General features: G+C 35.3%; 11 protein-coding genes and 1 pseudogene. 1 reads left to right on the top strand and 11 read right to left on the bottom strand.

The window, feature by feature from the left end; all coding sequences use genetic code 11:
* Positions 1-146 precede the first annotated feature (146 nt).
* The 6 genes and pseudogenes from DW963_RS00005 to pta form a co-directional block, all read right to left on the bottom strand.
* Positions 147-1430, bottom strand: a complete 1284-nt coding sequence (locus DW963_RS00005) for a GHKL domain-containing protein (RefSeq protein WP_117913367.1) — start codon at positions 1428-1430, stop codon at positions 147-149.
* Positions 1423-2118 carry a LytR/AlgR family response regulator transcription factor gene (locus DW963_RS00010; RefSeq protein WP_117913368.1) on the bottom strand — a complete coding sequence of 232 codons (696 nt, stop codon included), beginning with the start codon at positions 2116-2118 and terminating at the stop codon, positions 1423-1425. The genes DW963_RS00005 and DW963_RS00010 overlap by 8 nt, the downstream gene beginning before the upstream one ends.
* A 106-nt stretch (positions 2119-2224) precedes the next feature.
* Complete coding sequence (gene rpmF, locus DW963_RS00015; RefSeq protein ID WP_022098626.1) at positions 2225-2404, bottom strand: 50S ribosomal protein L32; 180 nt, start codon at positions 2402-2404, stop codon at positions 2225-2227.
* A gap of 3 nt (positions 2405-2407) precedes the next feature.
* Positions 2408-2932 (bottom strand): YceD family protein, encoded by a 525-nt coding sequence (locus DW963_RS00020; protein ID WP_117913369.1) that lies wholly within the window; start codon positions 2930-2932, stop codon positions 2408-2410.
* A 133-nt stretch (positions 2933-3065) separates the two neighbouring features.
* A complete protein-coding gene (locus DW963_RS00025) occupies positions 3066-4265 on the bottom strand; it encodes an acetate/propionate family kinase (RefSeq protein WP_117913370.1) in 1200 nt (399 codons plus the stop codon).
* Between the two features lie 27 nt (positions 4266-4292).
* A pseudogene (pta, locus tag DW963_RS00030) lies at positions 4293-5287 on the bottom strand (phosphate acetyltransferase).
* Positions 5288-5494: 207 nt separating this feature from the next.
* Here pta and DW963_RS00035 point away from each other — a divergent pair.
* Positions 5495-6706 (top strand): nucleotidyltransferase, encoded by a 1212-nt coding sequence (locus DW963_RS00035; RefSeq protein ID WP_117913371.1) that lies wholly within the window; start codon positions 5495-5497, stop codon positions 6704-6706.
* A gap of 59 nt (positions 6707-6765) precedes the next feature.
* On the opposite strand, the gene DW963_RS00040 is transcribed toward DW963_RS00035, so the two are convergent.
* From DW963_RS00040 to polA, 5 genes are all read right to left on the bottom strand, one after another.
* Complete coding sequence (locus DW963_RS00040) at positions 6766-8130, bottom strand: PFL family protein (RefSeq protein WP_012739303.1); 1365 nt, start codon at positions 8128-8130, stop codon at positions 6766-6768.
* A 23-nt stretch (positions 8131-8153) separates the two neighbouring features.
* Positions 8154-8426 (bottom strand): ACT domain-containing protein, encoded by a 273-nt coding sequence (locus DW963_RS00045; protein ID WP_022098631.1) that lies wholly within the window; start codon positions 8424-8426, stop codon positions 8154-8156.
* 33 nt (positions 8427-8459) lie between these two features.
* Positions 8460-9269: an MBL fold metallo-hydrolase gene (locus DW963_RS00050; RefSeq protein ID WP_117913372.1), complete on the bottom strand. Its 810-nt coding sequence runs from the start codon at positions 9267-9269 to the stop codon at positions 8460-8462.
* A gap of 82 nt (positions 9270-9351) precedes the next feature.
* A complete protein-coding gene (gene coaE, locus DW963_RS00055) occupies positions 9352-9942 on the bottom strand; it encodes a dephospho-CoA kinase (RefSeq protein ID WP_117913373.1) in 591 nt (196 codons plus the stop codon).
* Positions 9942-12626: a DNA polymerase I gene (polA, locus tag DW963_RS00060; protein WP_117913374.1), complete on the bottom strand. Its 2685-nt coding sequence runs from the start codon at positions 12624-12626 to the stop codon at positions 9942-9944. The genes coaE and polA overlap by 1 nt, the downstream gene beginning before the upstream one ends.
* Positions 12627-12643 lie beyond the last annotated feature (17 nt).

The following is a 12643-nucleotide window of genomic DNA, read 5'->3' on the forward strand; positions in this document are numbered from 1 at the left end:
ATTTCAGTTTATTCTGCATATTTGATTCTCCATATAAAAATTATTATATACAATATATTATCATAATATCTCTCTTTAAACCGTAAATGTAAAAATAGCACTTTTTATGTCATGAAATGCACATGACATAAAAGTGCTATTTTAAACTATATAAAAAGTGTAATTTTAGTAGTAAATATTCCGTTTTTTCTTGACATGCTCATCAATCCATTATTCTGTTGAACAATATGGATTATGTTACTAATTCCTATTCCGTGTTTGTCAGCATTATCTTTTGAGGTATTAAAACCAGATGGAAGTGACAATCCATTATATTCAATATTATAAAACAAATTTTCTTTATTTCTGTATGTTATATTAGATACATTGATATTAAGAGTTCCTCTATCATATATGATTTCAATATTGATATCTTCATTCTGAACTTTTTGATATTCTTCAGATTTTTTTGTTTTTTTTACAGCTTCAATAGAATTGTCCAGTAGATTTCCAAGAATTATTACAATACTCATTGCATTTATATTCATGCCACAGGGTATCATAATGTTATGACAATATGTTATACCATATGATGCCATTTCATCTAATTTGGTATTCATTATTGAGTCGATTTCTATGTTACCTGTATCAAGTATATTATCATGATTATTCAGTATATTGAAAACTTCATCAATATACCGGACAGCTTCATTATTTCTGTTATCTGATATCATATTCCGTATAGATATTATATGATTATTAATGTCATGTTCTATAGACTTTATCTTTTGGTTATATCTATTCTTTGTTGCTATCTCATTGCGGTATATTACAATCTGCTCATTAAGTATATTATTACGATATTCGTCTTTATTCACCTTAATATTCATTTTAATTGTTATTCCGAATAATACATTTATAATTATAAATTCTATGCCAGCGCCTATAAGAATTTTCTTATAATCAAACGTACCAATAGACGCAATTATACACATGCTGGCAAGATATGATATAACCAACACTATAATGGTCTTGATTGGACTGTTATTAAACTGGCTTATGCAGAAAGTAATCAGAATATTAAGAATAAAGCTTATGGAATATATTATTAGCAAATTATAAATACATTCCAATTTATTCGACATTAATAATGTATATATGTAAGACGTAATTAAAGAACCACTGCCAATCAATATACAATATATTTTTTCATACTCAGTAAATTCAAATGCAAATGTACCTGATGATATTATTACTATATCCGATAAAATAACGGGAAGTGTACCGATATTGCTGATAAGCATTGTAATAAAAACAGAACATTTTAGCATAAACAAAAGTACTATATATATTGGGCGCATGCATTTTTTATTAATAGATTTATATATAATTGCCATATTAATAAAAAATATAATCAGACTCAATATATACAAGCTTGTAATCTCATTCATAATGTTTTATATTCTCCCTGTTTGTCCTACTCACTGGTAGCTCATGTCCATTGTTCATAATTACCTTACGGGCTGTAAAATGCTTTACATGTATTGAATTAATGATGTAAGATTTATGTATATATTTAAAATTATACTTGGTAACCTTTTCTGCAAGTTCTGACATTTTTCCATAAAATGATATTTCAGTTCCATTTGACATTATCATAATAATTTTCCTTGCGTCACTCTTAAAATAATATATATCTGATAATTTTACTCTGTGAGTTTCACCTTTTAACTCGTAATCAAATAACTGGCTGCTGTTTTTAACAAGCTTTAATCCAAGTTGTAACATATCAAATATATCATTCTCCGAAACAGGCTTTATTATAAAATTCATCGGTCTTACACTGAATAAATCCATTGCATATTTACGTTCAGATGATATATATACAATTTCAGTTACATTGTCATCAAGATTATTTCGTATATATTTTCCAATTGCTAACCCATCTATATATGGCATCTGAATATCCAGAAAAATCACATCATATTTTTCTTCCTTCAGAGATTCAGTTAAGACTCTTGAATCAGTATAACCGTCAATCTCAAATTGTTCATTAAATGTTTTAGACGCATTTAAAATATATTGTGTTAGCTGTTGGACAAATTCCTTTTCATCATCGCATATAGCAATCCGTATCATATCCACCTCTTATTGTTATTAAAATCCAACATAGTATAACATAATTTTTAACAAAATAAAATAAGCTGCCCCAGACGGGACAGCCTATTACAATTCATCTTAATAATTAGTCAACAGAGATGATTTCTTTCTTGTTATAAGAACCACAAGACTTGCATACTCTATGAGGCATCATTAAAGCGCCACACTTTGAGCACTTTACAAGATTTGGAGCAGCCATCTTCCAGTTTGCTCTTCTCTTATCTCTTCTTGCCTTTGAAGATTTATTCTTTGGACAAATTGACATATGTTACACCTCCTTAAAATTCTTTAAAATATCTTTGAAAACAGACATTCTTGGATCCAGGGACTCTCGGTCACAGCCACACTCTGAGACATTCAGGTTGTGTCCGCATATAGAACATAGCCCCTTGCAATCAGGGGTACATAATGTCTTACCCGGCATGGATATAAGTATTTCGCCGAAAACTAATCTGTCCACGTCGAGTTCGTATCCACCAATATAGTCTTTTTCTTCCTTTGCTTCTTCTCCGGTAGCATTGTCTGAGAAATCAACGATTTCATCAACGCTGTACTCTACTTTCGTAGGAACAGACTCTAAACATCTGTCACATGGAATATCAAGAACAACAAAGCTCTCTGCTTTAATCTCAAGCTTGTTCTTACCAATTCTGGTAATGCTTAATTCAAACTCTGGCTTCTCAAGTATACTATACTTAGCGATTCCAGTGTCAAAGCTTTCTGATTCAATTGAAACCTTTTCTATTCTTTCATCCTGTGAACCGGATAAAAGCTCTCTTAAATCAATTAGCATAATTGTCTCCAATTCATACTATTGTGCATAGGAAAAGCATGCGCTAATCCACACCTTGTCAATTATACGCATGCTCCCTGCCTTTGTCAACAACAAATTCATTTAAATTCAATATTTTTCATGAATATGTCAATTATTTTACTAATGCTAATGTCTCTCTTGCAATTGCAAGCTCTTCATTAGTAGGAATTACGCAAAGCTTAACCTTAGACTCTGGTGTAGAGATAATTCCTTCTACTCCACAAGCCTTCTCGCTTGCAGCTTCATCAAGTTCAACACCAAGGTATCCAAGATATTTAGCTACCATTGGACGAAGCCATGCAGCATTCTCACCAACACCAGCTGTAAATGTAATGGCATCAACACCGTTCATAGCTGCTGTGTAAGCACCAATATACTTAGCTACTCTGTAAGCATAAGCTTCAAGTGTAACCTTAGCAATTTCGTTACCGTCGTTAGCTGCAGCATTAAGATCTCTGAAATCGCTTGAGATTCCGCCTGACATACCAAGTACACCAGACTTCTTGTTAAGAATATTGAGCATCTCGCTTATTGTAAGGTTCTCATGGTTGCATAAGAACTCTAAGATAGCTGGATCAAGGTCACCAGAACGTGTTCCCATGATAAGTCCTTCAAGTGGAGTAAGACCCATAGAAGTATCTACACACTTTCCACCGATAGAAGCTGAGATTGAAGCACCGTTACCAAGGTGGCATACGATAACCTTAGCTGTCTTAGGATCAAGGTTAGCAAACTTGATTGTTTCCTTAGATACGAAGCTGTGGCTTGTTCCGTGGAAACCGTATCTTCTTACGCCGTACTTCTCATAGTATTCACGAGGAATAGCATAGAGATAAGCCTTTGGCTCCATTGTTCCACCAAATGCTGTATCCCATACAGCTACATTTGGCTTGCCTGGCATAGCTGCCTCAACGGCTTCAATACCGATAAGGTTAGCTGGGTTATGTAAAGGACCAAGGTCGAAGCACTCTCGTACAACCTTCTTAACATCTTCTGTTACAAGACAAGACTCGATATACTTCTCACCTGCGTGAAGTACTCTGTGTCCTACTGCTGCAATTTCATCTGTAGACTTGATTACGCCGTGCTCAGCATCCTGAAGAGCATCAAGAACAAGCTTAACTGCAATGTTGTGATCCTTCATAGGTGTCTCAACAACATACTTATCCTTTCCTGTTGGCTTGTGTGTAAGAACAGAACCTTCAATACCGATTCTCTCTACAAGACCTTTTGCGATTACGCTCTCATCATCCATGTTAATAAGCTGATACTTAAGAGATGAGCTTCCACAGTTTAATACTAAAATATTCATTACAAAAATTCTCCTTAAAAATGTTAATTATGCATTCTGAGCCTGAACTGCTGTCATAGCTACTACACCAACGATATCATCAGCGAAGCATCCTCTTGAAAGATCGTTAACTGGCATAGAAAGTCCCTGAAGAACAGGACCATAAGCTCCAGCCTTAGCAAGTCTCTGAACAAGCTATAACCGATGTTACCAGCTTCAAGGTTAGGGAATACAAGTGTATTAGCCTTACCAGCTACTGGGCTCTCAGGTGCCTTAAGTGCAGCAACTTCTGGAACTAAAGCAGCATCTAACTGAAGTTCACCATCAACAGTGATATCTGGGTACTTCTCTTTTGCAATCTTAACAGCATCAGCAACCATAGTTACTCTGTCATGCTTAGCACTTCCGTATGAAGAGAAGCTAAGCATAGCAACCTTAGCATCCTTTCCTACAAAGCTCTTGAATGAATCTGAAGAAAGCTTAGCAACCTCAGCAAGTTTCTCTGAATCATAATCTGGGCTTACAGCACAGTCAGCAAATACGAAAAGACCATTCTCACCGAATTCACAGTCTGGAACTTCCATAAGGAAGAAACCTGAAACTGAGCTGATACCTGGCTTAGTCTTTAATAACTGAAGAGCTGGACGGATTGTGTTACCTGTTGAGTGGCATGCACCAGATACTGCTCCATCAGCATCTCCACATTTACACATAAGGCATGCATAGTACATATAATCCTTTTCCATCTGTTCCTTAGCCATCTCAGGTGTAACACCCTTCTTGCTTCTTAACTCAACGAATTTATCAATATACTTCTGCTTATTAGGATCGTTAAATGGATCTACGATTGTGGCGCCAGAAATGTCATAGCCCTTACCATACTTCTCGATCTCTTCAGGAGTACCAATAATAACTAAATTAGCAATGCCTTCCTTTAAAATCTTCTCAGCAGCTTCATAAGTTCTCTTATCCATAGACTCTGGTAATACGATAGTCTTCTTGTCTGCCTTTGCTCTTTCTTTAATTGTGTCAATAAATGCCATGATTAATGACTCCTCCTTATAAAAAAGTAAATTTTCAGTAAACATACTGAACTCTGACAAAAATTATATACCAATTTTTAGTCGAAAACAAGGTCGTCTGGCACTTAAAAATGTTTTAAAAACGATACATTGACTAAATTCAGCAATATTTTTGACATAAATGTATGATTTCAGTAAAATATAATAAAAACATAAAGGAGACACTACATGAAAGCATGCGGAATTGTTGCAGAATATAACCCATTACACACAGGACATGTATATCAGATGAATAAAGCAAGACAGATTTCGCAGGCTGACTGTATTATCGTTGTGATGAGCGGTAATTTTGTGCAGCGCGGTGAACCGGCAGTAATTGATAAGTATGCAAGAACAAGGGCTGCATTAAAAGCTGGTGCAGATATCGTTGTTGAACTTCCTGTATACTATGCATTATCAAGTGCAGAGAATTTTGCAAAAGGTGCAGTTCTAACACTTAATAAGATGAAAGCTGATTCAATATGCTTTGGCGCTGAGACTGATAATGCAGATAGTCTGGCAAAGATAAGCCGTACTATAATATCAGAATCGCCTGAATATAAATCAATTCTTAATAATGCCCTTGCAAACGGCAGCTCATACCCTGCTGCAAGACAGACTGCCCTTTTGGAATATCTGCCGGAATGTAAAGACATAATTACAGGCTCTAACAACATACTTGCAATTGAATATATAAAAGCAATACTTGCCAATAATCTTAATATGACATATTATCCTGTGCTTCGTGAAGGCGCAGGCTATAATGACGACACAGATAACGCTGAGTATGCAAGTGCATTTGGAATAAGAAAAATGCTTATGTCAGATGAACATGACAGATTAAAAACATACCTTACTGCCGGTATGTATGAAGAAATCTGCAATTCTAAGAGCTGTCCTTTATTTCCTGATGATTTCAGCAGTATATTTAATTACAAAATGCTTTTTCTTAAACAGCAATGTAATATTAATCATACAGACTTTGCTGAAAAACTTGCTGAATATGAAGATATCAGTCCGGACATTGCAAACAGATTTGTAGCTGCATTTACAGGAAGAGACACTATCACAGAATTCGCAATGAAAGTTAAATCAAAAAATATAGTATATTCAAGAATATGCCGCTGCATTATGCATATAATTCTTGAAATAAGAAAATCCATGTCCGATTCATACAATAATATACCATATATAAGATTATTAGGTTTTAATAAAACCGGACAGCAGTATCTTGGAAGCATCAAGAAAGAACTTGATGTACCTTTCATTACCAAGGCTGCTGATTATAAAAATGAACTTATATTTGACCTTGCATGTTCTGATATATATGCACAGGCTGTATATGAAAAGTATGGGTATGTAATGAAGAATGAATTACAACAGAATATAATAAGAATATAAAAAAACACCGGCTGAACCAATCATATGATTCATCCGGTGTTTTTTATCTTAATTCTTAATTAGTTCTTAAAGCTGTGGATTGGTGCAGGAATTCTTCCTACTCTGTTCACGAATGCAGAACAGTCAAATTTATTAACAGGCATAATAGGTGCATAACCTAAGAGTCCGCCAAATTCTACTGTCTCTCCAACGCCCTTTCCTACAACAGGAATAACTCTTACAGCTGTTGTCTTCTGGTTTACCATGCCAATAGCTGCTTCATCAGCAATAATTCCTGAAATTGTTGTTGCAGGTGTGTCACCTGGAATAGCTATCATATCAAGACCAACTGAGCATACACATGTCATAGCTTCAAGCTTTTCGATTGTAAGTGAACCTTCATTAACAGCGTCAATCATTCCCTGATCTTCTGATACAGGAATGAATGCTCCACTAAGTCCGCCTACATAAGAAGATGCCATAACGCCGCCCTTCTTAACCTGATCATTAAGCATTGCAAGTGCAGCTGTAGTACCAGGTGCTCCGGCTCTTTCAAGTCCGATTTCTTCAAGAATCTCTGCTACTGAATCTCCAACAGCAGGAGTTGGTGCAAGTGAAAGGTCAATAATACCGAAAGGTACACCGAGTCTCTTAGAAGCCTCCTGTGCAACAAGCTGTCCAACTCGTGTAATCTTAAATGCTGTCTTCTTGATAGTTTCGCAAAGAACCTCAAAGCTCTTTCCTCTCACACTCTCAAGTGCGTATTTAACAACACCAGGACCGCTGACACCAACATTTATAATTGCATCATCTTCTGTTACACCATGGAATGCACCAGCCATGAAAGGATTATCATCAGGAGCATTACATAATACAACAAGCTTGGCACATCCTAAAGAATCCTTATCCTTAGTAAGTTCTGCTGTCTCTTTAACTATCTCGCCCATAAGTCTTACTGCATCCATGTTAATACCAGTCTTTGTTGAACCAACATTAACAGAACTGCATATAAGCTCTGTCTGTGCAAGTGCCTGTGGAATTGATCTTATTAAAAGTTCATCACTCTTAGTCATACCCTTAGATACAACTGCTGAATAACCACCAATGAAATTAACGCCAACAGTATGCGCCGCTTTATCAAGAGTTTTTGCAATAGTAACATAATCCTCAGGTGTCTTACATGCAGAAGAACCAACAAGAGAAATAGGTGTAATTGATATTCTCTTATTAACAATAGGAACACCGAATTCCTTTGCAATCTCTTCTCCAGTTGAAACTAAATCCTTAGCAAGAGTTGTGATTTTGTTATATATTTTCTCATTAACCTCAGCTAAATCAGGACCAGCACAGTCAAGAAGATTAATACCCATAGTAATAGTTCTTACATCAAGATTCTCTTTCTCGACCATTTTGTTAGTCTCTGTAACTTCCATAATATTAATCATAGTATTTAAGTCTCCTCACTTTCTTAGATACGGTGCATCATGTCAAATATTTCTTCACGCTGGCATTTAATTACAACACCAATATCTTCGCCAAGCTTATTAAGATCTTCATTGACATTGTCAAAATTCTTTGTAGAACCAGACATATCAACAATCATCATCATATTAAAATATCCTGAAACAATAGTCTGTGAGATATCAAGGATATTAACCTTTGTATCAGCAAGATAAGTACATACTCTGGCAATAATACCAACAGTATCTTTTCCTACAACAGTAATTACACATTTTTTCATAGCTTTCCTCTTTCTGCACCTTGTAAGCGCCTGTTATATTTCGCAAATACCTGATAAAACATCACGCTTTGCAACCTCTATATCAAAATCCGAAGATTTGAATGAGTTATCTGACATATCAATCTCTAACTTCACAGTCTCATAAGCCAGTTTATCATAATTATTTTCTTTGCTTAAATGACCAAGATATATTTTCTTGAGTTTATCATGAAGCAGAGAATTGACAAGCTGTCCAGATGTCTCATTAGAGAGATGTCCTTTATTACCTAATATTCTTTTCTTAAGATAAAAAGGATAAGGACCAACCTGTAACATATTGATATCATGATTAGCCTCAACAAGCATAATATCAGATTCTGTCAGATTATCAACAACATAATCATCAAAATACCCTAAATCAGTTACAACCGATGCTTTTTTTATACCATTTGCACATTTTTGAGTAAATGTGTACGCAACAGGTTCGTTAGCATCATGTGATATACGGAAGGGGTGAACTGTTACATCTCCAATTGAAATGTCTTCATCAGCATTTATTTTATTAAATATGCCCTCTGGAATATTACCGAGTGATGAAGTCTGTTCTATTCCCTCTATTGTACCAGGAGTTGAATAGATTGGAATCCCATCTTTTCTTGATATAACACCAAGTCCTTTTGTATGGTCAATATGTTCATGTGTTACAAATATTGCATCAATATCTTTAAGACTTAAACCTGCCGTATTAAGCCCTTCTTCAATCCTTTTGCGGCTGACTCCAGCATCAAAAAGAACATGTGTGTCCTCTGTGCCAAGGTAGATACAATTTCCACTGCTTCCGCTGGCAATTGGCATCATTCTCATCTACAAGTCTCCTTCTGATGAAACTCATTACTTCACCATATATAAATCTATCTGTAAAATATACAAATCGTTTATAAATGTATCATATTCCAAGCATAATCTCAAGCTGGGCGCGTGTTTTTTCTATATCTGACCCATTATCTATGACTTTATCAGCATATTTTCTAAACTCTGCTTCAGATAACTGACTTTTAAATATATTAGATATCTTTTCATCAGAATATCCTCTTGAAGCTGACAGTCGTATTCTTCTTACATCCTCAGAAACATATATGTACCATATCTCATCCATGAAAATATCATAGTGATCTTCAATAAGCAGTGCTGCCTCAACAAAACAGTAATCAACATCACCTGCTATCTTATGATTATTAATCCTGTTGATAATCTCCTGCTTTACAAGTGGATGGATTATACTGTTAAGAACTATTCTCTTATTAGGATTCTTAAATATAATATCTGCAAGAAGAGGTCTGTTTATCTCTCCATCCTCTCCTACAATCTGCTCCCCGAATATATCAACGACCTTCTCAAATCCAATATTGCCAGATTGGTATATATTTCTTGCAACCAGGTCTGCTTGTATAATATCGCAGGAACACATTTCTTTCAGGAGTGCAAGAACAGAGGATTTTCCTGCTCCTACACCACCTGTAATTCCAATAACTTTCATTAGTGCGCCTCCAGCCAGTCTTTTCCTTCCTTTAAATCCACCTCAAGAGGTACCTTAAGGCTTACTGCATTCTTCATCCCGTCGAGCATTATCTGCTTTACAGTTTCAATCTCGTTCTCTGCCGTCTCAACAAGAAGCTCATCATGAACCTGCAATATAAGTCTTGATTTCAGATTATTCTCTCTAAGTGCGTTGTATACATTAATCATTGCCAGCTTGATAATATCAGCTGCAGTTCCCTGAATAGGTGCGTTCATGGCTACTCTTTCACCAAATGAACGCTGCATGAAATTAGAAGATTTAATCTCTGGAATCTCTCTGCGTCTGTTATACATTGTAAGCGAATATCCTTTTTCTTTTGCATCACTTACAAGACCGTCTATAAATGTCTTGATAGTCGGATAGCTTGCAAAATATCTTTCAATATATTCTTTAGCTTCTTTTCTTGAGATACTGAGATCCTGACTTAATCCAAAAGAACTCATTCCATAGATAATACCGAAATTAACTGCCTTGGCATTTCTTCTCTGTTCATCGGTAACTTCATCCAGTGGTACGCCAAAGACCTGTGCTGCCGTTGCTCTATGGATATCTGCTGACGAATTATAAGCTTCAATAAGCTTCTCATCTCCTGACATATGTGCAAGAATTCTTAATTCAATCTGTGAATAATCAGCATCTAAGAACACGAATCCGTCCTTTGGAACAAATACCTTTCTTATAGTCTTTCCCATTTCCATTCTAATAGGAATATTCTGAAGATTAGGCTCTGTACTGCTTATTCTTCCAGTAGCAGTTATCGTCTGGTTAAATGTACCATGAATCCTTCCATCTTCTGTTATATACTGTGTAAGTCCATCAGCATAAGTTGATTTTAGCTTTGCTAACTGTCTGTATTCAAGTATCTTACTTACAACCGGATAATCAGGTGCAAGCTTTTCAAGTACATCTGCAGCTGTTGAATAGCCACTCTTTGTCTTCTTTCCGTTAGGCATTCCAAGTTTTTCAAAGAGTATTACACCAAGCTGCTTTGGTGAATTGATATTGAACTCTTCGCCTGCTGATTCATATATTTCTTTTTCAAGTACAGAAATCTTAGAACCCAGTACCTTTGAATAATCAACAAGTGCCTGTTTATCAACACTTATGCCCTGTTGCTGCATTTCGAAAAGAACGAATATAAGAGGCATCTCTATAGTTTCAAAAAGCTCATACATATTCTCACTCTTTAACTGTTCTGTAATTTTATCAGCACATTTGTAATAAGCATATGATGAAAGACATGCATACTTAATAAGATTATCTTCTGATTCATTTACTGCCTTCTTAAATGACAATTTACCCAGAAGTTCTGTTTTCGAAGGAAATGTTAATGATAAAAACTCTCTTCCAAGACTTTCATAATCATAACTTTCATTACTTGGATGAAGCAGATATGCCGCAATTGCAGTATCAATAAATGCTTTTTCTGAAACAAGCGGATAGCCATTTATCTTGTCTTTTTCAAATATATCAAGATAATCTTTAATATTGGCAGATGCTATATTTCTGTGAGAAGCCTTGCTCACAACATCTAACAGACGTTCTATAAGGTAATTTTCAGTTACAAAACCAGATACCGGAATATAATAGATTTCTGTATCAGAGAGTGTTATTCCTACCGCAGTCAGTTCGTTTTCTCTTATAATTGAAAGTCCGATTTTTTCAATTCCATCAGCAATCTGAGCCGCTTTATTAAATACATTTTCAACTTCTGCAAAGTCAGATATCTTCTTGAAATATTCATAGCAGTCAGGATCTTTAGCTGTTATATCTGTATTTTCAAACTTCTTGAGCATATTCTTAAAGTTATATTTCTTAAAAAGCTCATATGAATTCTCATTAAAGAAATCTCCAGCCTTGGCATCTTCTATATTATATTCGATTGGAACATCTGTCTTAATCTCAGATAAGAATCTGCTCATCTTAATCTGCTCGATATTCTCAGTTATTGATGTTTTAGCTTTAGGCGGCTTCAACTCCTCAAGATGTTCAAATACGTTATCAAGGCTATGATATTTCTGAATAATAGCCGATGCTGTCTTAGGTCCCACTCCAGGTGCTCCCGGTATATTATCAGATGTATCACCCATAAGGGCTTTAACATCTATAAATTCATGTGGTGTAACACCGTATAAATCAAATACATCAGCAGGATAATAGTCTTCTACCTCAGTTACACCTTTCTTAGTCTTAGGTATTCTTATCTTGATATGCTCATCAGCTAACTGAAGCAAATCCCTGTCTCCTGAAATAATAGATACATCAATTCCTTTATTCGCATTCTGCTTGGCAAGTGTTCCAAGAATATCATCAGCTTCGTAACCTTCCTGTTCAACAACAGTGATATTCATAGCTTTAAGCAGTTCTTTCATAAGAGGAACCTGCTGCTTTAATTCTGGCTGCATAGGCTTTCTTGTACCTTTGTAGCCATCAAATGCCTTATGTCTGAATGTTGGTGCAGATAAATCAAATGCTACCGTAATATAATCAGGCTTTTCTTCATCAAGGAATTTAAAAAGAATATTAAGAAAACCATATAAAGCATTGGTGTGTATTCCTTCTGCATTAGTAAGATCAGGAACACCATAAAATGCACGGTTTAATATACTGTGTCCATCTATTAATATAAGTTTTTCACTCATGACAACTCTCCAATCCT

The sequence above is a fragment of the Eubacterium sp. AM46-8 genome (assembly GCF_003466705.1).
In the GTDB taxonomy this organism is placed as follows: Bacteria; Bacillota; Clostridia; order Lachnospirales; family Lachnospiraceae; genus Lachnospira.

What these genes read in the sequence shown, in the direction of transcription:
- DW963_RS00005 (WP_117913367.1), bottom strand. Translation starts at nt 1,430, where the DNA reads ATGAATGAGATTACAAGCTTGTATATATTGAGTCTGATTATATTTTTT.
- polA (WP_117913374.1), bottom strand. Translation starts at nt 12,626, where the DNA reads ATGAGTGAAAAACTTATATTAATAGATGGACACAGTATATTAAACCGT.
- DW963_RS00020 (WP_117913369.1), bottom strand. Translation starts at nt 2,932, where the DNA reads ATGCTAATTGATTTAAGAGAGCTTTTATCCGGTTCACAGGATGAAAGA.
- rpmF (WP_022098626.1), bottom strand. Translation starts at nt 2,404, where the DNA reads ATGTCAATTTGTCCAAAGAATAAATCTTCAAAGGCAAGAAGAGATAAG.
- DW963_RS00040 (WP_012739303.1), bottom strand. Translation starts at nt 8,130, where the DNA reads ATGATTAATATTATGGAAGTTACAGAGACTAACAAAATGGTCGAGAAA.
- DW963_RS00045 (WP_022098631.1), bottom strand. Translation starts at nt 8,426, where the DNA reads ATGAAAAAATGTGTAATTACTGTTGTAGGAAAAGATACTGTTGGTATT.
- DW963_RS00010 (WP_117913368.1), bottom strand. Translation starts at nt 2,118, where the DNA reads ATGATACGGATTGCTATATGCGATGATGAAAAGGAATTTGTCCAACAG.
- coaE (WP_117913373.1), bottom strand. Translation starts at nt 9,942, where the DNA reads ATGAAAGTTATTGGAATTACAGGTGGTGTAGGAGCAGGAAAATCCTCT.
- DW963_RS00035 (WP_117913371.1), top strand. Translation starts at nt 5,495, where the DNA reads ATGAAAGCATGCGGAATTGTTGCAGAATATAACCCATTACACACAGGA.
- DW963_RS00050 (WP_117913372.1), bottom strand. Translation starts at nt 9,269, where the DNA reads ATGAGAATGATGCCAATTGCCAGCGGAAGCAGTGGAAATTGTATCTAC.
- DW963_RS00025 (WP_117913370.1), bottom strand. Translation starts at nt 4,265, where the DNA reads ATGAATATTTTAGTATTAAACTGTGGAAGCTCATCTCTTAAGTATCAG.